Below are 21,392 nucleotides of genomic sequence, written 5' to 3'. Positions count from 1 at the left end.
AGAACTTTCTTATATAGCATTCATTGAGTCACTATTTAAATCGTCCCAAAACGATTTAACGGCCATAGAACAAATTTAACATCACCTGATATTTTATCTTTATCAATGAAGCCGATCATTCGTCCATCCTTTGAATTCCTACGATTGTCACCCATCACAAAATATTCACCTTCTGGAACCTTCTTATCACCTGTAACTTCACTCAATGTGAAATCAAAAGTTAAAGGGGAGCCATCTGTTAAGTCCTTTTTGAATTCATCCAAATAAGGTTCTTTTACCTCTTTGCCATTGATATATAAAATATCATTTTTAGACTCGATCGTGTCACCAGGCAAGCCAATCACTCGCTTGATATAATTCTTATCCGGTTCATCTGGTGCTGGGAACGTCACAATATCAAAACGCTTGATTTCCGTGTTTTTTAAAGCAATCACTCGTTCACCATCAGCTAATGTCGGATCCATGGAATGTCCTTTGACCACAACAGGTGTAAAGACGAACTGCCTTAACAAAAACAGTAATGCAGCTAAACCAACAAAAAATAAAACTGTATGTAATAACTCTTTAGACTTCAAATTCATTCCTCCAAAAAACTTACTTTCTATATTTTACCACAGACAACGGATTTTCTACAGAATTCTTTTCTTTTTATGCAAATTTTAAGGCATCTTTTAATAATTTAAAGAGTCGAAACTTAAATTATTAAATGAAATAAAAAAATTGACACGTATTTTAGTAATTTAGTTGCTGTTTTAACATTCTCTATTGGAATAGCTACTAAGCTATTTCGTTTTTAAACGTAATCAAACTTAATTACTCATTTTCGAGAAAAATAGATGACTGTACACGAAACATTTGATAAACTGAAGAAGCACAGCATTGATAAAGGAGGATTACTATCATGTTTATCTCATTTGGCATGTTTATTGCTTTAATTATAGTAACAATTATTATGATTGCATTGATTATCTATTTAACTTTTACAGGTGGCGATAAAAAATCACATCACGATAACACCCGTCAAGCAGAGCAAGCTGCTAAAGAACGATTAGCTCAAAATGATCTCACCACATCATCGCAGACAAATGACGTCGATCTGAATGAATCGAACCAACAGTACAATTTTAATCAAGATACTTACAATGATAATCGTTATACTCAGGAACCACAATATGAAGAAACGGTTGAAGAGGATTATTCATTGCATGTTCTGCCTTACCCAAAAGATGATGACTTCAAATAATTAGACTAAAGATCCCCCATGATTGGTTCAACAATCAGATCACTCGATCCACTTGCCTAAAAATTATCAAACTATTTTGCACGAACAAATGATCTTATAAAATGCGTTGAACTTTTTCTTGTAAAGGAAACAGTCATTTCTATTTAATTGATATAAAAATACCGTTAAAAGGATCAACTTCCAATTAACGGTATTTTTTGTTCAATTAGCTTATTTCAAACGTGCATTCAATTCTTTTGCTAGTTCTTCAAAACCAGGTTTACCAAGTAAAGCGAACATGTTTTTCTTATATGCTTCTACACCTTCTTGATCAAATGGATTTACACCGTTTAAATAACCTGAAATTCCAACTGCGATTTCAAAGAAATACATAACATAGCCTAAAGAATAAGCATCCATTGCAGGAATTTTAACGATCATATTGGGTACGCCACCATCTGTATGAGCAAGTAACGTTCCTTCAAACGCTTTTGTATTTACGAAATCAATTTCTTTCCCTTGTAGATAGCCTAATCCATCCAAATCTTCTGTTAATTCAGGGATAGAAACAACATGGCGCGGTGCGTCAACTTTTACAACTGTTTCAAATAAGTTACGCATACCGTCCTGAACATATTGACCCATTGAATGTAAATCAGTAGAAAAATCAGCTGCTGCTGGGAAGATTCCTTTTTGGTCTTTTCCTTCTGATTCACCAAATAATTGTTTCCACCATTCAGAGAAATAGTGCATCCCTGGTTCGTAGTTGATCAACATTTCAGTTGTTTTACCTTTACGGTATAAAATATTTCTTAATGCAGCATATTGATATGCTTGATTTTTACTTAAGTCAGTTGTTGTTGCATATTCCTTACGCGCATCATTGGCACCTGTCATCAAAGCATCGATATCGCCACCACTAACTGCAATTGGAAGTAATCCAACTGGTGTCAATACAGTAAAACGTCCACCAACATCATCAGGAATCACAAATGTTTCCCAACCCTGTGCATCTGCTTCCACCTTAACAGCACCTTTAGCGCGATCAGTTGTTGCATAGATACGTTTATTTGCTTCTTCTTTACCATATTTTTTAATCAATAATTCTTTGAATACTCTAAATGCGATTGCAGGCTCTGTCGTTGTGCCTGATTTAGAAATCACATTAACTGAGAAGTCACGATCACCAATAACATTTATTAAATCAGCTAAGTATGTTGAGCTGATACTATTTCCTGCAAAGAAAACTTGTGGCGCTTTTCTTTCATCTGCTGATAATAAATTATTAAATGAATGATGTAAAAATTCAATTGCTGCTCTTGCACCCAAGTAAGATCCACCAATACCAATTACAACTAAAACTTCTGAATCTGATTGAATTTTTTCAGCTGCTTTTTTGATACGAGCAAATTCATCTTTATCATAATTTTCTGGTAAATCGATCCAACCAGTAAAATCACTTCCAGCTCCAGTACCTTCTCTTAATGCTTTGTCTACGGCAGTCACTTGTGCCTGCATGTATTCCAATTCATGATCAGCAACAAATGGTGTCAAATTGGAATAATCAAATTGAATGTGTGACATTCCTTCTCCTCCTTGAAATTAAACTTAGTACAGTATCTACTTTACGTTCTTTTGATGCTTTTTTCAAGCAAATTATGATTGTCTGTACCAATTTTATTTTATTTCATCTAAAATGAATACTCTCTACTATTAAATAAGTAAATCATTTGAAACTTGAAATGAAATTGACAAAAAACTTCTTGAAAAAAATGAAGAATAATCATGCCATTGACATTACGACTATTCTTCATTATTTCTAATTATAATGTTAAAATCAAACTATTTTTTCTTTTAGACTAAACTAATCCTTGGCTTAACATAGCTCGAGCAACTTTTTCAAATCCCGCAACATTTGCCCCTAAAACGAAATTATTCGCAGCATCATATTTATTAGCCGTATCGCGACACGTTTGATAAATATTTTTCATAATATCATCCAACATGCCATCTACTTTTTCAAATGACCAAGACAAACGCTCTGAGTTTTGGCTCATTTCTAATGCAGAAACTGCTACACCACCAGCATTTGCTGCTTTACCTGGGCAATACAATACGCCTGCTTTATCGAGTACTGCAACAGCATCCAACGTACATGGCATATTCGCTCCTTCAGCAACTACCTTTCCGCCATTTTTGACTAAAATTTCAGCTTGCTTTTCATTTATCTCATTTTGGGTGGCACAAGGCAACGCAATATCATAAGAAACTTCAAAATCCCACACTGATTGACCGTCATAATACGTCGCGCCTGAATGAGTATCAACATACTTAGAAATGCGTTCACGATTTTTCTCTTTTAGTTCTTTAACTAATTCAACATCAATACCATTTGGATCGTAAATAAAACCATTTGAGTCAGAACAAGTAAGAACCGTTGCACCTAATTCTTTCGCTTTTTCTATCGCGTAGATCGACACATTTCCACTACCTGAAACAACAACTTTTTTCCCTTTAAAGGAATCATTTGAGTCGTTTAATAGATGTTTGACGAAATAAACACAGCCATATCCTGTCGCTTCCGTTCGTGCTTCACTGCCCCAGTATCCTAATGGTTTACCAGTAAGAACACCCGCATCATAATTTCTCAAACGCTTGTACATCCCGAACAAATAGCCAATCTCTCTTGCTCCAACACCAATGTCTCCTGCTGGTACATCGGTACTTGGTCCGATATGTTTTTGTAGCTCAGTCATAAAACTTTGACAAAAACGCATGACTTCAGCATCTGATTTTCCTTTCGGATCAAAATCGCTCCCGCCTTTACCACCACCAATTGGTAAACCAGTCAAGCTATTTTTAAAGATTTGTTCAAATGCTAAAAATTTCATCACACTTAAATTTACGCTAGGGTGAAAACGTAAGCCGCCTTTGTACGGACCAATCGCAGAATTATATTGGACACGATACCCGCGGTTGACTTGCCAATTTCCTTGATCATCTTGCCAAGGAACTCTAAACTGTAAAATTCTCTCTGGCTCGATCAAGATACCTAAAATATTGGCTTCAATGAATGCTGGATTTTCTTTTAAAAATACCTCAACCGTTGGTAAAAACTCGTCAACTGCTTGCAAGTATTCTACTTGCCCTCGATCGTTTTCATGAATCTTTTTTTGAATCTCTTCCACGTACTGTTTTGCTTCCATTTAATCACCCTCTCATTGTTATAATCCTATTTTAACCTAAATTCTGAAAATTTCCACAATTTTTTTCTATTAATTGCAAAAAAAGTAGAAAAAGTTTTGAAAATTGTGTTAAACTACCATTGAAATGGAGGAGAATTTATGAAATTATTCGACGTCATCGTTGTTGGGGCAGGTACAAGTGGTATGATGGCTGCTATTGCCGCAGCAAAATCTGGAAGCAATACATTATTAATAGAAAAAAACAAACGAGTAGGTAAAAAACTTTTACTAACTGGTGGTGGTCGTTGCAACGTGACGAACAATCGTCCAGCAGAGGAAATTATTGCACATATTCCTGGAAATGGAAAATTCTTATATAGTGCTTTTTCACAATTTAACAATTACGATATTATGGAGTTCTTCGAATCAAACGGAACTCACTTGAAAGAAGAAGATCATGGCCGAATGTTTCCTGTCACTGATCGTTCAAAAACAATCGTTGAGACTTTGTTTAACCAATTAGAACAACTCGGTGTAACGATCTACACAGAAGCAAAAGTTGAAAAAATATTGCGCAAAGAAGATCAAGTCATCGGAGTTGCATTAGAGCATGAAAAAATTTACGCTCCTTGTGTTATTTTAACGACAGGCGGTCGAACTTATCCTTCTACTGGCTCAACTGGTGATGGTTACAAATTGGCAAAAAGATTAGGTCACACGATCAGCACCTTGTATGCAACTGAGTCTCCAATACTATCGAACGATGATTTTATAAAAGACAAAACCTTGCAAGGTCTTTCATTACAAGACATCTCACTTTCTGTTTTAAATAATAAAGGGAAACAAGTTGTAGAACATCAAATGGATCTTCTTTTTACTCATTTTGGTCTATCTGGTCCAGCAGCTTTAAGATGTTCAAGTTTTGTAAATCAGGAAATAGCCAAAAACAATCAGAATCCTATTATGCTCCAATTAGATATTTTCCCTCAAAAAACTATAGCAGAACTAACGAAAGAGATAAAACGAAAACTTTCAGATCAACCAGACAAATCAACAAAAAACGCTTTAAAAAATCTCGTTCCAGAACGTCTGCTTGATTTCGTCTTAAATAAATGTAACCTAGCCGACAGCCAATCTAAACAAGTCTTAGATCAACAAGTGGATCAACTCGTTCAACAATTAAAGTCTTTTAAGATAACAGCCGAAAAAACACTGCCAATCGAAAAGTCTTTTGTGACCGGAGGCGGTATTTCATTGAAAGAAGTTCAACCAAAAACGATGGAAAGTAAATTGGTCAATGGTTTGTTTTTTGCAGGTGAATTACTTGATGTTAATGGTTATACAGGAGGCTATAACGTTACTGCTGCTTTTGTCACTGGACATGTGGCTGGAACACATGCAGCTAGTATTGCAGAATATACGTATTTACCTGATTTGGATGAGGAATAAGTGTATCCTTACTATAGAATAAAAAACATGCTGGAATCCTTATCCAGTATGTTTTTTATTACTCTATCTTTAACGCATCGACTACGACTTTAGCAGGATAAATCGTTAAAAATAAATCAGTCTTTTGTTTGATGTTTTTTTACTCTCCATATGTGAAAATAGTCTTAGGAGGTGGTTATGATGAAAATCAACTTAAAACGACAAACAACTTGGGGATGCGTACGTCACTTCATTGTATATAAAAATGGTGTTAAACAAGGAAAACTATTCAATAATATCACAACTGAACTAGAGGTTAAAGTTGGAGATACCCTTGAATTTAGAGAAGGTCTTTTCCGCTTTTCTCAAAAAATATATGTAACTTCTGAAACGAAAGAAATAACGATTACAAATACAAATGATATCAAGCGCTTATTCTCATTATTTATTATTTTATTTTTAGCAATTTCTTTACTTAGCCTTTCCATCGCTTCGTTAAAAATATTTTTATTCACTGAATTATCTGCCTTTATACTTTTGAATCATCTATTTCGCTATCGTTCATATGTGTTTAATATCGAGCCGTTAGATTCATTATTAAGTGACGTTTCTGGAGTTGAACTCTATTAAATAAAATTCTGGGACAATAGTCAGAAAAAATCTGATCATTGTCCCACTTTTTTTGATTTAAGGGTACACAAAAAGCACACAACCTAGTAAGACTAAAGCGAGAAAACTCAACCAAATGGAGTGTACTTTTCTATTTAAAAATTATGCCATCACTCAAACCACTTTAGCACAGCTTAGTCGTCCAACCTACCACTCGAAAATGATGTCAAAAGTGATTATTTCGGCTTACACGCAACGTGTTTTTTCTGTTTATTTGTATATTAACGTAAACTCGTCAATTTTTTCTACTTTAAATTGGTTGGTTTCAAATTCCGTTATATTAGTTTTGCCCCTATTCCCCAAGATAAATACACTGTCGGATTGACTAAGATTTTCTATTTCTTCGTTATCTGAATAAAAATAGTATTTTCCATATTTAAAACGAGTGATGTTATTTTCTTTACTGTATGGCTCATCTTTCTCCGATTGCCATGCATAAGGTGAAATAGGATCATAAAAACGAAAATAGATAAATTGTAAATCTCCTTGTTGCACTAAACTTTCTCGATAAACTAAAACATTCTCAAATTTGTTTGTTTTATTTATGACCGTTTTCAAAATAGTAGACATTATATAACTACCATTTCTCATCTCTTGATTACTAGTATAGTCTTTTATAAACAGAACAAACAAACATAAGAAAAATATAATAGCCATATTGTCCGTTACTTTATGTGTATACGCCCACAAGTTTTCCAATCCATAAGAAGCAATAATGCTCAGAGGGAACATTATAATATTCCAATGATGTACCAGTGGTGTAACAATCACTATACACGGGATAGCAGCTAGCAACCATAGGAAAATGACTTTACTAAATAAATCTTTCTTTCTTATTATTTTTACCACACCTAAAAATAACAAGAATAGGCCTGCAAGATTATATATAAATCCAAATCCATTCAATGTACTAAAACGAGCACCATCTACTCCATGTATTAATAATGAAATCCCTTCTCTCAAATTATCTATAATGGAAATGAATAAATTATCGTTATATAAAATAGTTTGACCTTCATTTTGTGTATATAAAAGCTTTGGTATCGTTATTCCAAAAAACGATACATTATTGTCTCCAAAGAATTGTATCCCTGCAAAAATAACGATAGGTATGATACATAACGTAGCGATTGCAGTTAAGATGATTATTTGCCGATTTGTAATTAGCTGATTTTTTTTACTAGATAAACTAAACCAATTAAAAAAAATTGGCAAAAAATACCATGTTGCTATATAAGAATATGCTGTTAAGCACAGTAGGATAATAGACAGGCTATAGTAATAAATTCTTTTTCCTTTTTCTGTGCTAGCCCCCAATATTAACCAACATATAGCTTGTAAAATTAAATTAGGAGCAATATTTGCATCTAAACCAAATCGACTCCCCATAATGCTCCACGGATTGATACTAATAAAAAATAAAATAGTAACAATTAATTTTCTGGATTCCATTTTTTTTAGTAACGTATACATTAATAAAAAAATAGTACATGTAGATACAAGTAGCATCGGAAGTCTAATACTAAATATTGTCAACCCTAACAGTTTGATAAAAGGAACTTCCATATACGCATATACTGCTGATTTACCTGAACCATAACTAACTAAATAAATAGGTAATCTATTTAACGCACTGTCTACTCCATAATTAGCAATAGACCACGCGTCGTATCCTGCCATCGCTTCATCAATCTGAAGTCCAGGAAGACTCTCTATATTATAAAATCTAACAACTATCGCAACTGTAACAATAACGAACGTTATTAAATAGAAAAATTTGTCGTCACTTCGATTTTTTTTGTATTCTCTAAATATAAAACAGTTAAAAATTAATATGATAAAAATCATTACTAAATATGCCATCGTTTCTCCTTTAATATTTTCATACTCTTATATTTATTTACTGTTCGAATATAGTAGATGAGATCGTAACTTCTATTTTATTTGAATCCGTATACAAAAAGTGATTTATTTTACCGTCTATATCACTAGGATAGCCCGACGTTGTAAAAATATCTTTTCTTTCACTGTCAATGTATTTTAAACTAAGCTACCTTGTTTTTTCCTGACTTTACATCATATACTCGACAAAATCATATGCATTACTTGTATTTAATTCCTCTGCGTAGCTATTTGAAAACCACACACTTCCAAAAATCAAGCATAATCCCATAGCAACAAACTGTTTTTTCATTTCTAGCCCTCCATTATTCATCATTTAAAATTATTTCAATTCCACTAACATTTCTGATTAAATGAAAAAGAAAAAGTCTTATTCATTATACAATATATATTATATTTATTTTTTTTATATTTTCCTAAGTAAGAGTAAAAAAAATTTGTTACAAAATTTTCTTTTACATAAGAACTTAGAAGTAACGTTGATCTGTATAGCTATTGCAAGTCACAGTATCTCCACCTCTGAAAAAAAGATGCAAGTCGTCAGACAAATAGGGAAAGAAGGCTTCTCAATCTTTTGAAAAAACTGAAAAATAATTTGATAAATTTCAAATTATTAAATATAAAATATTTCAATTTTATTAAAGATAAGAGTCTCTAAAATGAAAAAAGAGAATCCTTGATTTACTAAGGTTTCTCTTTCAGTCTAGAGTATACTAATTGGTTGGTAGTGTTAGAACTTGGTATAATACTTAATTGTGTCAACTATAGAAATAAATAGCTCATTACTTAAAATAGAAACCTTTAGACTTTTTTATTCTCATAGGAAAGTTCGACACAACTTCCCTATGAGAATGACATAAGTCGAGTCTGAAAAAACTATATATTTAATAGCAAATTCTATTGATTATACATAAAACAAGGAATGATTGAAAGCAGATAAAAACGACTATTTTGGGAAATCATCTAATTAAGTAAATCTGTTTAAATTTGCTACTGTAAATACTGATTAGTCGCATACATATAAATTTAAAAAAAGTGATTTCGCTGCATCTTCGCAAAATCACTTTTAACTACTTACTAATTTGATATAAAAGGATCATTCTTTCCTTCACCTAAAACTAATGTTTTAGGTACGAACCGTACAAAAATGTCAATTTCCTGCCGCTACCTCTTTTTTATGAAAATCCCTAACAAAAAAAGAGCCAGTATTTTAGACTCACTCCTTTTCCTGTTCTAGTTTCTCTACTGTTCGTTGGTAGGTCCGTTTTAGTTCAATTTGTTTTTCTTCTACTTTTTGTGTGAATCGTCGAGTTTCAGATTGAATCGTGGCTTGACTTTCTTCCATTTGGCGATAGAATGATCGCTTATCCCATGAATCATTTTTTGTATGATATAGAACTTTATCCATCAACTTTTCGGTGTCTTTTTTGAAATGTTCTACTTCTTCTTCCATCTTTTTCTGGGTTTGTTGAAGGTCTCGTTTTTCCTGCTCGTATTGTTCTGTTGTTTGACGTTGTTTCTTTTTTCGTTCTTGCTTTAATTTTAATTGCACGGCTTTTTCTTCCTCCATACTAAAACTCCTTTGTTACTTCTTCGTGAAGATATTTTTCCCTGCATTGCCATCATATTCTTGAATATTCTTCGCGACAGTCGTTAACGTTTTACTGAATGCAGTCAATTTTTCTTTGTATTTTTTTGCTTCGTTGGTATTGCTTGTTGCTTGGCCACTATCCCACAAGTTAGTTTTTTTATAGGGAGCAATCAGGGCTTCAACTTCATAACTTTCTAAATATTTTTGAATGTCCTTTGCACCACTTTCAATTTCTTTTACAACCAAATCTACTTCATCTTCTGCTTCTTGTTGGTCATTTTTTTGAATTAATACATAGTCGTCACCAACTATTTTCGCTTTGTTTGCGACTTCTGTGGCAAGTTCGCCCCGAAGTTCAATTTTTTTACTGCCAGAAGCTCCACGTATACGTCCTTGTAAGCTAGCTACGTCTCCTTGCCATTCACTTGCGACTTTAGCATCGGCAACAATTTTGTCGTATTCTTTCATAAATTTTTTATAGAGGTACGCATCTCCTGCGATAGCTGCCCAAAACGCTCCAGAGTCCACTCCTGCTCCTGTAGTGGCTAATAACTTGTTCATATATTTATCAATAAGTGCAGATAATTTGATTCCTGCAGTAAAAATGTACCCATGATCTTTTAAATTCGCTTCTTTTGGTGTCCCGTCTGGATTTAATTGATATTGACCAAAGTCATGACTGGAACCATTTTTACCACCATCAAACGTTGTATTAAATGATTTTGGCAATAAATAATGGACTTTTCCGATTTCATCCACGCCTTTTTTATTTCGATTCAGCATAGAAACAATATCAAAAGCATTCACATAATATTCGATTTTTCCTTGTTCTTCGAGCAGTTGAATATTTTTACGCGCTTGCTCGTTGGGCATATTATCGATACTTATTCGCGCATCTGGTCCTTGAAATAAAATGACTTTATCTATTTTAGAAATATCTCCAGCTGGCAAATTAGCGACAGCCTGTATTGTCACCATTGTTCCTAATGAATGTCCGGTCATAGACATGGTTGCATTCGGCGCTTTTGTTCTCATCTCTTCTATTTTTTGATGCATCGCTTCTGTTGCTAATTTTGCTTGGGGGATATGGGCATCTCCTACTGCAAAGGACGCATTATTGTTCACCCAATCGTTTAAATTATTACCTGCCCACCCTTTTTTTACATCTGTAGAAGCACCATCACTTCCACGAGTAGTGAAATATGTATGTTTGGTGTCTGTATTTAGGGTAGGGGTATTCGTAACATAATACGAGTTATACCCTGCTTTTTCATCCGTTAATAACCCTTTTTGGTATTTCTTATCTTTGCCAAAAAACTTCTTTTCAGTCACTGTTTTAACAGTATTGTCGGGTTGTAAATAGACGGGATCAATACTATTCCCATGTGCATCTTTTGCATTAGGAAACTCGTATGTAGCACAGCCTTCATTTTTTAACTCATTATTTTGGTCAGGTGTCTTATCAGCAAAAGACTTTCCTTCTGGTCTTCCAGTGTATGCTCCTTGTGCCAAGTCAGCATAAATATTATTATAGTTATCTAAATCTGCCATCTAATTAATTCTCCTATCCTTTACAGTTATCTGAATGCAACACTTGTTATAGTGTCCAATTTATCTACATCTGTTTTAACAACTAAAATGTCGTTATATTTTTTTCCATTAGATAACATAGTACTAGAAACTTCAACACTTAAGGCATACGGGATTGATTTTATTACTCCTGAATATTCAACAGTGACAGTGTCCCAGTCAAAGTGAATATTTTCAACTGTCATTTTACCATTAATTTCAAAGGCCTTCTTTTCAATATATCTCTTATTCACTTTCAGAAAATCAATTTGTTTTTCTTTTTCTGTTGGTTCGGTCATTTTTTTCACTCCTAACACACCTACTATTCCTAAAAGAACGATAATACCTGTAATTATTCCTAGTTTAACTGCTTTTTTCTTATTCAAACGTTAAACTCCTTTACTAAAAAAAGCGTTAGCGCAAGATTTTGCACGAACGCTTTTCTCTTCACTATATTTTTTAATTTAAACCGAAAGAACTGGCATCTTGTTGGTCACGTTGTGCCACTGTATCCGCATATTTATTTAATTGACTATTAATGCTGATAAGCAGTTCTTCCATTTTCTTCACGTTACCTTCTAGCTGATTGTATTGCTCTAAGTATGATTGAAATGCTTGACCTTTCCATTCTTGTGCAATCTGTTGATTCATTGAGTTTACTTTACGAATTGCATCTTGGATTTGTTGTTGTGATTGTGTATACACCTTTGCTTGTGATTTCAGTTGCTCGGGTGTGACGGAAATTGCCCCTGCCATGATTATCTCTCCCTTTTGAATAATTAATTTTATTAATCAAGTATATCTTTCCTAATTTTGCTTGTCAATTATAAATAACATAAAAAACATAAAACATTCCCAAAGGAATACATGTAACCGATTTTTGTTAAAACTTAACAAATGAAAAGTTATCGTGTTTTTTTAGTACAGGAGTGTATATTTTCGTTCGTACTGTTCAACCATCGGTAAAAAACAAGTACGTTGATGATCATTCTGACAGTGTCGGAGTAATTCTTGACATTCATACGCTCGTTTCACTTCTTGTAGTGTGGGAATATGTGTACCTAACAACAACGTTAATAAAGTAGTAAGGGCTGTTACTTCGTCCTCGTTAAGAATTTTTTTGTTCATCAGAGAGTGTTTTGCTGACCATAATTGTTGAATCGTCCATTCACTTTTCAAGAGACATCCTTCTTTCTCGTTATATTTTTTTAAATGAGGTATAGCATACCATCTAATTCCTGTTGGTGAAAAGGGTACAAAAATAAAAACATCGGGTTTGTCAACTAAAGTGTGTAACTGACAAATTTAAGAACGAAAAAGAACATTAAACCATTCCTAAATAACCTTCGGTTAAAAGGGTATAAGAAAGAAACCTTACCAAAAAAGGAAAATTTGATGTTCTTTTTTGATGCAACAGTGACTAGGAAATATATAAGCTATAAGTGTTGATGCGCTCAGAAAACTGTTCATTCGCCATTAATTGATTTAAGACCATTGGCCAATTGGGAATAAAACCAGCTTTCCATTTCTTTTCTAATTCTTTTACTCGTAGATAAAGAAGCTTTAAAAGGGCGGTTTCATTTGGAAATGCGCCTTTTTTAGTTACTTTTCTAAAGCTAGAATGAATACTTTCAATGGCATTTGTTGTATACATAATTTTACGCACTGCGCTACCATAATCATAAAGTTGTTCCACATGAGAAAAATTACGTTTCCAAACCTCTACAGCACCTGAGTAGTGTGACCACCGTTTTTGAAAGGCATCAAAAGCACTCTGACAAGCTTTTAACGAAGGAGCACCATAAAACTTTTTCATTTCCCGAGAAAATTCCTTGTAGTCTTTATAAGGAACATACCGAAGCGCATTACGCACTAAATGGACGATACAGCGTTGAACGATCACCTTTGGAAAAATAGATTTTGCTCCATCTTCAAGACCAGAAACACCATCCATAGACATAAAGAAAATGTCCTGTACACCGCGAGATTTCAATTCATCAAAAATCTGCATCCAGCGGTTTTTACTCTCGGTTTCATTCAACCACAACCCTAAAATATCTTTTTTTCCTTTTAAATCATAGCCAAGAATTGTATAAACAGCGTATTCTTTGACTTCATAATTTTCTCTTAACGTCACATACATACAATCCACAAAAACAAAGGCATAACACTTCGCCAAAGGGCGATTTTGCCATTCCTCCAGTTCTGGAAGAACAGAATCGGTGATTGTAGAAATCATTTCGTGAGAAATGGAGAACCCATAAATATCATCAATGGTATGAGCGATGTCTCTTTGAGACATGCCTCTGGCATACATGGACAAAACCTTTGATTCGATAGCTGAAACATCCCGTTCACGTTTCTTAATAAGTTCTGGTTCAAACGTGGCTTCTCTGTCTCTAGGTACATCAATAGGGACTTCTCCAAAGCTTGTTTTTACTTTCTTAGAGCCGAATCCATTTCTTCGATTGTTCGTTTCTTTCTCCTGTTTTGAGTGAATATCGTAGCCTAAATGATGGGTCATTTCGCCTTGAAGCATTTGTTCAAATAAGGGACCAAAAATATCTTTTAGCGCTTCTTGCATGTCATCGACATTTTCAGGGTTGTAGTTTTCTAGAATAGTTTTCGCTAGTTCGACGGTTTTAGAATCTCTTTTCTGTCTTGCCATATTCTCGCATCCTTTCATTTTTATTTTATCTGAATTTTCTTTACACGAAAAGAAAAACTGTATAAGTAACTTATCTAGAATTAGCTACTTACACAGTTTATTTTACACTCTCAAAACATCAATAAAAAAATAAGCATTAAAGTGATCTAATGCTTACGTTTTAATTATTAAATTTTCTTTAGGTGATATTGATTTAATAATAGTGATATGATTGTCCTATCAGTAGAATAGTTTCAAAAATAATCCTTTTTGGCATTAAATATTAATAGTGTTCAAAATAATGTTTGAACTCTTTAAATGTTACTCCTTTAACAGCTGTTTGATATAGTTTTCCCCACAACTTAACTTTTTCTAATTCTTCATGATCTATAATTTTATCTATTTCAATATCAGGGTGATTCTTTTTTAAATATAGTTCTACTTTTTCTGAATTAGACATTTAATTACTCCTTACTGATCCTTTTTAGGAATGCCTTCAGTATTCCACAAATAGCTATTTATAAAAAAAGTTCTTCAACTTATCAAACCAATTTGTTTGCACTATCTTATTCTCCAGACAGTCTTCATGTTTTTCTGCCCACTCTTTAACTGATGAATAGTAAATAAAAGTAACCTCTGGAAACCTTTTCTCATTCTTACTTATCGAACAACAAGTTTTATTGCATTCATAAAATTTGTTGTTCTTTGTTTTCCAAGCAATCCTATCTTTCCCATCAAATCTTAGAACCCAAACGACATCATTTCCTTGAATATGAGGGAAATAATTTTTTGCTATTAACTCTTTAAAGAGTTCTAGAAATGTGATATGTTCGCTTACTTTATTTTTGGTTTTGTGACTTATAACATCATCCCCCATACATACACTCTGTCTATCAATTATAATTTCCATATTGACTCCTTCTGTTATTGATCCTTTTTGATACTATGGTTAAATTCTTGTACATTATTACTAGAGAGCAAGAATGTTGAATCAATGACATGCTGAGATAACATTCCTAATCCAAAAATGAATAACATACTATTTTTCATGAAAAAGCTAAGTGTAATGAGTACAAATGCTAAAATACATTTGCTAATTTTAATGTTAATTAATGGTAATAGTTTCATTTTATCCTCCTTCAGTTATTAATCGTTTTTGAGAATATTTGACAACCGTTGTTCAATAAAATCAAATTTTTCTATTTGTTCTTTTGTAGCAGAAATATAACTAAAATCATACTTATCTATTGCGTAAGTGCTTGTAAACATTTGATTAGTTGACTCCTCCAGAAATACTGAGGCAAGATTACCTAATGAATCTAAAGAACCCCAATTAGGTATGATCTTGTATATGTTTCCGTCTTTATAAAGATAATCTCCTAATTCATGTTTTTTTGGCATACATATTTTCCTCCACATTATTAATCCTTTTTGGCAATCACGAACGAGCGTGCAACCAGGTACTCAAACTTTGTAACTGATTTCCTAACTATTTTCGGCTTCAGTATTTTTACCGTTCGGAATCAATCCTTTTGATATTTCTTTTGCTAAAAAATTTTGACGCCCAACTTCCATACAAAAATGAAAATAAAATTATAATTATCTCAATGTAAATCCATTTCCTTACTGATATTAGTAGCAACAAGCTTGCTACTATAGAAAATACTAAGAAGAACGCGGCTGAGTACAGTCTAAAGACATACCCCATATTATCCTCAAATTTCATTCCTCTTTTTTGGTACAGTAACCAACCTAGGAAACCAAAACGCAGTAGAATAGATTTCTTGTTAATATCACTTTTCATATATACCTCCTACTATTTTATTAATTAGACTGTACTTATCTGATCGTTTTTGGATCTCATGCATGCTGCTACCGATCCTTTTTGGAATATAGTTCTTATCACTTTGTTAATCATTCTTCATACTTACTTCTTACTTTTTTAGGGTTGGTTTAAGGTTTAAACGGTATTCTATATACAGATAAACAAAGGAGAGGATTATTGCTTTTGATAAAATTAGATACCTTAAATTCATGTATATGTTCTACAAAGAATACAAAAAAATTATTCCAAACCTTTGAGTGAAAGAGGCTCATTTTCCTCTTTTCTCAATCCTAACTATGTGGGTGAACGTGGTGTTTAACTCCCAGAGACTAAACGTTTTTTGGTACTCTATCATCGAGGTGTAGGTTCGAATCCTACCGTCCACGTCGTGCTTCGGCACTTGAAATATAATAGATACTTTAGAAAGGAATGGTTTTATGAAAAAAACATTTGTTGTACTTGCTGCTATCGCTATTCCTATTATGGTTAAACAGTACCGTAAACATTCTAATCTATATCACTCTAGCCTAGAACATTAGTTTGTTTACAACATTCTTCTAGTAATTAGTAAGTTCTAAATTAGTAATGAAAATGATGATTTTTATTCATATTTTGTTCATTATTATAAGGTACTATTTACCTATACCAACAAACAACCCTAACAAACTATTTTTTCATTTTTAACTCCTTTTCCTACCTCCTCCCTAAGGTAGGTCTTTTTTGTTTATTAAGAGTTAGCCATCCTTTTGACAGGTTGAATAATTTACTAAAAATATATACTCACAAAATTCTTGGATCTGCTTTTACACCACTTACTAAAAAATCTTTTTCTCTTACATTCAATTCTTTTATTACTAATTCTTTGAGTTTGTTAAGTGTTAGCAAGGTGTTTACTCTATATAGTTTAGATCCATAATTTATCCATTCACCTTCATAAAGTAGTTCCCCTTTCCCTCTAATATCAGGTTTTCCTTTGTAAAACAAGACAAACAAATCTTGAATCATTTGGCCTTCTTCAGATAACATAGGATTTGAAGAACTCCTAGAAATCTCCTTTCCAACTTTTTCGTATAACTTCATTGGTTCTCTTCCCCAAATATCTTTTTCCATTCAAATCTCTCCTTTACTAATCCTTTTTAGAAAATTTTGATTTATCAAATGGCTGCGCTCAAAAATCCTTATGATCCATTGCATAAGCTTCCATTTGCTCTTTATTAGGTAGATCAAAGAATTTTTTCAATTCTTTAGGAGCTAAGAATGAAAGTACCTTTACATCTCCCGATATATTCAGTAAACAACACAATGTGCTATTTTCATCAGGTCTAACAAAAAAGTATCCTTCTAAACCTCGAATAGATAGAATCGTATTCATTTCTATCAAGGTTTTGTTTAGTGTCATGAATTGTCGATTCACTGTATTAAAAAATTTGTCGCCTGATATCTTAGTTGTACCATCCTCATTTAATAAATCGTTAGCAGCATTGGGATCTTTTAAAATCCGTTCTTCTTTAATTAGGATATTTTTTTTAGTTATTGTTGCGTCATATTTTTTAATTGCAGGTGCCGTTGCATCATCCTTCAGTAGCTTCTTTATGATTTCGAAATTCATTGTAATTTTGGCCCAATTTTGTACTTCTTTTGGTGCCTTCTTTAAATTATAAACAATTTCTGAAAGAGTTAATGATTCGTCTTTTTGTTCACTGCACCAATCAATTACATCGATTGGTATTGAATAACTTACCCCTGAAATAACTACTATTTTTAGTTCCAAACCATTTTCCTTCTTTCATAATTATTCGAAATATTTTCACTCTTCAACTTTAGAGAAATTATCGTGGAATATCCGCAGCTGCAGCCAGAGGATATTCTTCGATTTTACGAACGATCCTTTTTGATACATAGTTCGTAATTCTGAGCTTGGCCATTGACCAGGTATAATCGATCGTTCGTCTCTTTGAACGTTTTCTCCGGAGGATCTCACACTTCAGCTGGACTATTTGACTTATTTTTCCGAACGATTCTTTTTTGAAATCTATTCCTCTGTTGTTCTCAATTGTCATACTTTTCATTTATTTTCCAAACTTCGGGCAATAATAATAAAATTATTCCAAGAAATAATGGTACAAAAACATAACTCGTTAAGTTCCTAATGACGTTCAACGTTAATTTTAAATACAAATTATCAATTGATAGTGTTTCTCCTACTGCAATAAAAATAGAAAGAAATATTCCTAATACAAAGAACATTATTATTCCTGTCATACTTTGTTTAAGCTGTTTTCTCATAACTTTCTCCTATCTATCCTTTTTGATATATGGCTTTGCTTTGCTCTTACTCTAGACTCTCATCAAAATTGTTTATTTTCATATCTACGAAATTATCAATATTATCAATATATATTTTTCCGTAATTTTCAAATTCCTTATCGTATGAATTTAGAACTTCTTCTTTTCTAGACGGATCTTCATAAACTAAAGGAATTTCTTCTGTTAGTTTTTTTGTTTCATTTCTAACGTGTATAAAAAATCAACAGTGTAATCTATTGATCTTAGCATTTGATATTTACAGTCAGCATTTGAGTCCTTCAGTGATTGTTTTAGAACATCTAAATCTCTTATGCAATCTTCTATATTTTTCATAACTATATGCTGATTATCAACTTTTGAATGTTTTATATTACTAAATTGACTAACATACTCTTTAAATAATAATCTTTTAAACGACTTGTATTTAATATGCGAGTTGTATCTTTTTATTGCCCATGTTACACATGGAATAACTGCACTACTTACTACCCCAACACAAACACTAATTAAGTCAATATTCATTGAAATTCACTTCCTTTTTTAATCCTTTTTGGGAGAACTTATCTCCAATTTCTGATATAAGGTTTTCTACTTTTATTTTTACTTTGTTCAATTCTGTCCGCTAGAATTTTTTCGTTTAGTTCAGCTGCTGACCATACTTTATCAACTACTTCTTTTTTCTCTGTTATTGATATTATTAGTACAACAACTTGAAGGATCAATAACACAATGAGAATACCAATACATATGTTTATTATCATCACTAACCGCATCCTTTCTAATCTTTTTTGGGTCTAATACATGAAGCTGCTATCGATCCTTTTTCAAATTGACAATGCTGCTTCATTCCTTTAACATTAAATATAAGGAAACAAGCCTTTATACCAAAAACGAGCGTTTTCGATAATTTGCCTAATTAATGATTCAATGAATATGAAATACTGGTATTACTGGAAGTTGTCCTAGTTTTGGGGCAACTTTTTTATTTTGCCAAAAACGGCGTTTTAGGTAATCGCTAGATTGCTTGTTCAAGATAGTACCTCAGTTTAAAAGTTGAAATGAACTTAGAATCTCTCTACCATTAACGTAGTTTTACCGAATATAGATTTAGTTATAAGTTTAGGTTTAATTTATTGTTTTTCTGCTTGTACAAATTTACCCCTCATCAACTCATAATAATTATCTACCATTTTTTCTAACAACTCAGTGTATGATATCTCATTGCCTGCTTCATCAAATTCTTTTAACATCCATTCTAGTTTTTTATCCATATCCGAATTAGGATAAAACGTCTCTTTTGCAAATGAAGTTAAAGCTTCAGCATTTCCCAACCTCATATTGTCAATATTTGATTCACCACTTCTAAATTTCTTTATTGCCGTTGCGCTTTTAAATCCCGCAACTCTAGCAATTTCTGCACTTGATATTTCAGTATCAAATAATAGTCTTTCTATTAATTTTCTGTCTGCATACATAAGCAATTTCCTTTCGTTGCAGCGAAGTTGTTCGCTACTATTAAATTTGATATAGTATAATAGTAGCGAATGACTTTAGTAGGTTTTTGTTACACATGCTCTTGTTCTGTTACAGCAGAATAAGAGTAATTTTTTTTGCTCATTTTAATATTAACAACATACCTGATAGTATCCATTGCTTTTTCAACTGAATTTATAGATTCTTCTAACTGTTCAACTGCATTTAAACAATCAGTATAAATATCTGTTCTTGATAAATTTTCTGGAATATTATCGAAATCCGTTTCTTCCTCTTCCAAAATATCTCTCAATTTTTCCAATTCTACACGTAACGTTTTCTCGATTGTATTTAACGACTCTCTTCTTTTTGCGTTCATCTAAATCATCCTTTCTTTATCTCAAATTAATTATACGACACTAAAGTGCCTTACTCAACACTTTAGTGTCGATTTCTAAAATAAATATTTTCTGGACTTCGATCCACCTGTATTTTAACTCAATGCGTAAATATGTTCATTTTTACGCTTTCAAATCACAGTGAAATATAGGTTTCTATTTCCAATAGCTCTCAATGCGTTATTATGCTAAAATATAGATATAATAACGCATTCTATCAGGGGGTAAAATCATGAGTTACAATGTGCAGCCATTGCGATCAAATGACGAAATTAATGACTTTCTTTTTTTCTTGCGCCGACATCGATATGCTAAAAGAGACGTGTTTCTTTTTTTGTTTGAGATCAATACAGGTTTGTGAATGTCCGATATTGTTTGTCGCAAAGTAAGTGATATAACATATTCCAGTACACCCCAAATCATCGAGAAAAAAACAGGAAAAAAAAGAACCCTCTATTTAGAGAGTATGCAAAGTCAGATTGAAGACTACATAAAAGACATGGACGATAATGATTGGTTGTTCGCTAGTCGAAATAGAAAGGATCACCTTCAGCCGAAAGCTGTGTACAAGATTTTTCAAAAGGTTGCAGCTGGACTAGACAGAGACAATATTGGAACTCATACCTTACGCAAAACGTTTGGTTATCACTATTACAAACGTACAAAGGATATTGTTTTTCTAATGGAAATATTTGGTCACTCAAATCAACAGATCACCAAGCGATACATCGGGATCACGCAAGACGAAACCAGCGATTCACTCAAAAATTTTCGCTTAGGTTTCTAGTTTAAACGTCTTGGAAATTGACCAACTTTTAACTTTACCCAAAATTCTGAGCTCACAAATAAAAAGATGCTGCAAGGGAGTTGACTGTGGAAAATAGGTCTATCTTACGGCGTCTTTTTAATAAATCTGTAAACAAAAATTACGCCAAATTGTGGTAAGTAGAACCATTTCAGAAGGTAGCAAGTTTTAATTACAAGTTGTGATTGATTACTTTTTTGTCGTTTTTCAGCAAATCTACAATTAACTTGATCAAAACGATAGTAAACATACTAAAGCTTAAAATCTGCTGAATTGTATCCTTTGCTAACAAAAAGGCTTCACCTTCAAAACACCGATATCTATATTGCGATATTAATTAATGTATTAAGCGGTAGCTTCCCTTATTTCAT

At 32.8% G+C, this 21,392-nt stretch carries 26 protein-coding genes and 1 pseudogene; 4 read left to right on the top strand and 23 right to left on the bottom strand.

Features of this window, described 5'->3' with window-relative positions; genetic code table 11:
• Window positions 1-35: 35 nt before the first annotated feature.
• On the bottom strand, window positions 36-581 hold the full coding sequence (gene lepB, locus IGI43_RS00755; protein WP_438755899.1) for a signal peptidase I: 546 nt from the start codon (window positions 579-581) through the stop codon (window positions 36-38).
• Window positions 582-901: 320 nt separating this feature from the next.
• Here lepB and IGI43_RS00750 point away from each other — a divergent pair, with 320 nt between their 5' ends.
• A complete protein-coding gene (locus tag IGI43_RS00750; protein ID WP_438755898.1) occupies window positions 902-1,243 on the top strand; it encodes a hypothetical protein in 342 nt (113 codons plus the stop codon).
• A gap of 210 nt (window positions 1,244-1,453) precedes the next feature.
• On the opposite strand, the gene IGI43_RS00745 is transcribed toward IGI43_RS00750, so the two are convergent.
• On the bottom strand, window positions 1,454-2,806 hold the full coding sequence (locus IGI43_RS00745; protein ID WP_438755897.1) for a glucose-6-phosphate isomerase: 1,353 nt from the start codon (window positions 2,804-2,806) through the stop codon (window positions 1,454-1,456).
• A 275-nt stretch (window positions 2,807-3,081) separates the two neighbouring features.
• Window positions 3,082-4,428 (bottom strand): NADP-specific glutamate dehydrogenase, encoded by a 1,347-nt coding sequence (gene gdhA, locus IGI43_RS00740; protein WP_438755896.1) that lies wholly within the window; start codon window positions 4,426-4,428, stop codon window positions 3,082-3,084.
• A gap of 138 nt (window positions 4,429-4,566) precedes the next feature.
• On the opposite strand from gdhA, the gene IGI43_RS00735 reads away from it, so the two are divergent.
• Both IGI43_RS00735 and IGI43_RS00730 read left to right on the top strand, forming a co-directional pair.
• Window positions 4,567-5,856 carry an NAD(P)/FAD-dependent oxidoreductase gene (locus IGI43_RS00735; protein WP_438755895.1) on the top strand — a complete coding sequence of 430 codons (1,290 nt, stop codon included), beginning with the start codon at window positions 4,567-4,569 and terminating at the stop codon, window positions 5,854-5,856.
• Window positions 5,857-6,036: 180 nt separating this feature from the next.
• Window positions 6,037-6,465, top strand: a complete 429-nt coding sequence (locus tag IGI43_RS00730; protein ID WP_438755894.1) for a hypothetical protein — start codon at window positions 6,037-6,039, stop codon at window positions 6,463-6,465.
• 249 nt (window positions 6,466-6,714) lie between these two features.
• Here IGI43_RS00730 and IGI43_RS00725 read toward each other — a convergent pair whose 3' ends face one another.
• The 19 genes from IGI43_RS00725 to IGI43_RS00635 form a co-directional block, all read right to left on the bottom strand.
• Complete coding sequence (locus tag IGI43_RS00725; protein ID WP_438755893.1) at window positions 6,715-8,367, bottom strand: ArnT family glycosyltransferase; 1,653 nt, start codon at window positions 8,365-8,367, stop codon at window positions 6,715-6,717.
• 208 nt (window positions 8,368-8,575) lie between these two features.
• A complete protein-coding gene (locus IGI43_RS00720; protein ID WP_438755892.1) occupies window positions 8,576-8,698 on the bottom strand; it encodes a hypothetical protein in 123 nt (40 codons plus the stop codon).
• Between the two features lie 924 nt (window positions 8,699-9,622).
• Window positions 9,623-9,976: a hypothetical protein gene (locus IGI43_RS00715; RefSeq protein WP_438755890.1), complete on the bottom strand. Its 354-nt coding sequence runs from the start codon at window positions 9,974-9,976 to the stop codon at window positions 9,623-9,625.
• A gap of 15 nt (window positions 9,977-9,991) precedes the next feature.
• The gene (locus tag IGI43_RS00710) at window positions 9,992-11,548 is read right to left on the bottom strand and encodes a cutinase family protein (RefSeq protein WP_438755889.1); all 1,557 of its coding nucleotides are present in this window, start codon (window positions 11,546-11,548) and stop codon (window positions 9,992-9,994) included.
• Between the two features lie 26 nt (window positions 11,549-11,574).
• The gene (locus IGI43_RS00705) at window positions 11,575-11,952 is read right to left on the bottom strand and encodes a hypothetical protein (protein ID WP_438755887.1); all 378 of its coding nucleotides are present in this window, start codon (window positions 11,950-11,952) and stop codon (window positions 11,575-11,577) included.
• A gap of 73 nt (window positions 11,953-12,025) precedes the next feature.
• On the bottom strand, window positions 12,026-12,322 hold the full coding sequence (locus IGI43_RS00700; protein ID WP_010761887.1) for a WXG100 family type VII secretion target: 297 nt from the start codon (window positions 12,320-12,322) through the stop codon (window positions 12,026-12,028).
• Window positions 12,323-12,484: 162 nt separating this feature from the next.
• On the bottom strand, window positions 12,485-12,745 hold the full coding sequence (locus tag IGI43_RS00695) for a hypothetical protein (protein ID WP_438755886.1): 261 nt from the start codon (window positions 12,743-12,745) through the stop codon (window positions 12,485-12,487).
• A gap of 241 nt (window positions 12,746-12,986) precedes the next feature.
• A complete protein-coding gene (locus IGI43_RS00690; RefSeq protein WP_438755885.1) occupies window positions 12,987-14,234 on the bottom strand; it encodes an IS256 family transposase in 1,248 nt (415 codons plus the stop codon).
• A gap of 262 nt (window positions 14,235-14,496) precedes the next feature.
• Entirely contained in the window at window positions 14,497-14,673 is a 177-nt protein-coding gene (locus tag IGI43_RS00685; RefSeq protein WP_438755884.1) for a hypothetical protein, read from the bottom strand.
• 54 nt (window positions 14,674-14,727) lie between these two features.
• Window positions 14,728-15,123 carry a hypothetical protein gene (locus tag IGI43_RS00680; RefSeq protein ID WP_438755883.1) on the bottom strand — a complete coding sequence of 132 codons (396 nt, stop codon included), beginning with the start codon at window positions 15,121-15,123 and terminating at the stop codon, window positions 14,728-14,730.
• A 14-nt stretch (window positions 15,124-15,137) separates the two neighbouring features.
• Window positions 15,138-15,341, bottom strand: a complete 204-nt coding sequence (locus IGI43_RS00675) for a hypothetical protein (RefSeq protein WP_438755882.1) — start codon at window positions 15,339-15,341, stop codon at window positions 15,138-15,140.
• An 18-nt stretch (window positions 15,342-15,359) separates the two neighbouring features.
• Entirely contained in the window at window positions 15,360-15,614 is a 255-nt protein-coding gene (locus IGI43_RS00670) for a hypothetical protein (protein ID WP_438755881.1), read from the bottom strand.
• Window positions 15,615-16,818: 1,204 nt separating this feature from the next.
• A complete protein-coding gene (locus IGI43_RS00665) occupies window positions 16,819-17,148 on the bottom strand; it encodes a hypothetical protein (RefSeq protein WP_438755880.1) in 330 nt (109 codons plus the stop codon).
• A 58-nt stretch (window positions 17,149-17,206) separates the two neighbouring features.
• Window positions 17,207-17,809 (bottom strand): hypothetical protein, encoded by a 603-nt coding sequence (locus tag IGI43_RS00660; protein WP_438755879.1) that lies wholly within the window; start codon window positions 17,807-17,809, stop codon window positions 17,207-17,209.
• 58 nt (window positions 17,810-17,867) lie between these two features.
• Window positions 17,868-18,107: a hypothetical protein gene (locus IGI43_RS00655; protein WP_438755878.1), complete on the bottom strand. Its 240-nt coding sequence runs from the start codon at window positions 18,105-18,107 to the stop codon at window positions 17,868-17,870.
• Window positions 18,088-18,324: a hypothetical protein gene (locus IGI43_RS00650; protein ID WP_438755876.1), complete on the bottom strand. Its 237-nt coding sequence runs from the start codon at window positions 18,322-18,324 to the stop codon at window positions 18,088-18,090. The genes IGI43_RS00655 and IGI43_RS00650 overlap by 20 nt, the downstream gene beginning before the upstream one ends.
• Before the next feature lie 204 nt (window positions 18,325-18,528).
• On the bottom strand, window positions 18,529-18,867 hold the full coding sequence (locus IGI43_RS00645) for a hypothetical protein (protein WP_438755875.1): 339 nt from the start codon (window positions 18,865-18,867) through the stop codon (window positions 18,529-18,531).
• Between the two features lie 608 nt (window positions 18,868-19,475).
• Window positions 19,476-19,820: a hypothetical protein gene (locus IGI43_RS00640; protein ID WP_438755874.1), complete on the bottom strand. Its 345-nt coding sequence runs from the start codon at window positions 19,818-19,820 to the stop codon at window positions 19,476-19,478.
• Between the two features lie 89 nt (window positions 19,821-19,909).
• Window positions 19,910-20,197: a hypothetical protein gene (locus IGI43_RS00635; RefSeq protein ID WP_438755873.1), complete on the bottom strand. Its 288-nt coding sequence runs from the start codon at window positions 20,195-20,197 to the stop codon at window positions 19,910-19,912.
• 251 nt (window positions 20,198-20,448) lie between these two features.
• On the opposite strand from IGI43_RS00635, the pseudogene IGI43_RS00630 reads away from it, so the two are divergent.
• Window positions 20,449-21,003: pseudogene (locus IGI43_RS00630) on the top strand (tyrosine-type recombinase/integrase).
• Window positions 21,004-21,193: 190 nt separating this feature from the next.
• On the opposite strand, the gene IGI43_RS00625 reads toward IGI43_RS00630, so the two are convergent.
• Window positions 21,194-21,313 (bottom strand): putative holin-like toxin, encoded by a 120-nt coding sequence (locus IGI43_RS00625; RefSeq protein WP_438755872.1) that lies wholly within the window; start codon window positions 21,311-21,313, stop codon window positions 21,194-21,196.
• Window positions 21,314-21,392: the final 79 nt, after the last annotated feature.

Origin of the sequence: Enterococcus sp. AZ126 (assembly GCF_051714545.1) — a bacterium.
Taxonomy (GTDB): Bacteria; Bacillota; Bacilli; order Lactobacillales; family Enterococcaceae; genus Enterococcus_L.
The sequence above is the reverse complement of the archived record's forward strand: the minus strand, read 5'-3'. Positions and strand labels throughout refer to the sequence as shown.

Bases quoted from the DNA above. Each gene is read 5' to 3' on its own strand.
- IGI43_RS00715 (WP_438755890.1), bottom strand. From the start codon at position 9,976: ATGGAGGAAGAAAAAGCCGTGCAATTAAAATTAAAGCAAGAACGAAAA.
- IGI43_RS00635 (WP_438755873.1), bottom strand. From the start codon at position 20,197: ATGAACGCAAAAAGAAGAGAGTCGTTAAATACAATCGAGAAAACGTTA.
- IGI43_RS00680 (WP_438755883.1), bottom strand. From the start codon at position 15,123: ATGGAAATTATAATTGATAGACAGAGTGTATGTATGGGGGATGATGTT.
- IGI43_RS00720 (WP_438755892.1), bottom strand. From the start codon at position 8,698: ATGAAAAAACAGTTTGTTGCTATGGGATTATGCTTGATTTTTGGAAGT.
- IGI43_RS00700 (WP_010761887.1), bottom strand. From the start codon at position 12,322: ATGGCAGGGGCAATTTCCGTCACACCCGAGCAACTGAAATCACAAGCA.
- IGI43_RS00690 (WP_438755885.1), bottom strand. From the start codon at position 14,234: ATGGCAAGACAGAAAAGAGATTCTAAAACCGTCGAACTAGCGAAAACT.
- gdhA (WP_438755896.1), bottom strand. From the start codon at position 4,428: ATGGAAGCAAAACAGTACGTGGAAGAGATTCAAAAAAAGATTCATGAA.
- IGI43_RS00745 (WP_438755897.1), bottom strand. From the start codon at position 2,806: ATGTCACACATTCAATTTGATTATTCCAATTTGACACCATTTGTTGCT.
- IGI43_RS00685 (WP_438755884.1), bottom strand. From the start codon at position 14,673: ATGTCTAATTCAGAAAAAGTAGAACTATATTTAAAAAAGAATCACCCT.
- lepB (WP_438755899.1), bottom strand. From the start codon at position 581: ATGAATTTGAAGTCTAAAGAGTTATTACATACAGTTTTATTTTTTGTT.
- IGI43_RS00735 (WP_438755895.1), top strand. From the start codon at position 4,567: ATGAAATTATTCGACGTCATCGTTGTTGGGGCAGGTACAAGTGGTATG.
- IGI43_RS00640 (WP_438755874.1), bottom strand. From the start codon at position 19,820: ATGTATGCAGACAGAAAATTAATAGAAAGACTATTATTTGATACTGAA.
- IGI43_RS00750 (WP_438755898.1), top strand. From the start codon at position 902: ATGTTTATCTCATTTGGCATGTTTATTGCTTTAATTATAGTAACAATT.
- IGI43_RS00655 (WP_438755878.1), bottom strand. From the start codon at position 18,107: ATGAAAAGTATGACAATTGAGAACAACAGAGGAATAGATTTCAAAAAA.
- IGI43_RS00710 (WP_438755889.1), bottom strand. From the start codon at position 11,548: ATGGCAGATTTAGATAACTATAATAATATTTATGCTGACTTGGCACAA.
- IGI43_RS00645 (WP_438755875.1), bottom strand. From the start codon at position 18,867: ATGAATATTGACTTAATTAGTGTTTGTGTTGGGGTAGTAAGTAGTGCA.
- IGI43_RS00665 (WP_438755880.1), bottom strand. From the start codon at position 17,148: ATGGAAAAAGATATTTGGGGAAGAGAACCAATGAAGTTATACGAAAAA.
- IGI43_RS00725 (WP_438755893.1), bottom strand. From the start codon at position 8,367: ATGGCATATTTAGTAATGATTTTTATCATATTAATTTTTAACTGTTTT.
- IGI43_RS00675 (WP_438755882.1), bottom strand. From the start codon at position 15,341: ATGAAACTATTACCATTAATTAACATTAAAATTAGCAAATGTATTTTA.
- IGI43_RS00730 (WP_438755894.1), top strand. From the start codon at position 6,037: ATGAAAATCAACTTAAAACGACAAACAACTTGGGGATGCGTACGTCAC.
- IGI43_RS00650 (WP_438755876.1), bottom strand. From the start codon at position 18,324: ATGAGAAAACAGCTTAAACAAAGTATGACAGGAATAATAATGTTCTTT.
- IGI43_RS00670 (WP_438755881.1), bottom strand. From the start codon at position 15,614: ATGCCAAAAAAACATGAATTAGGAGATTATCTTTATAAAGACGGAAAC.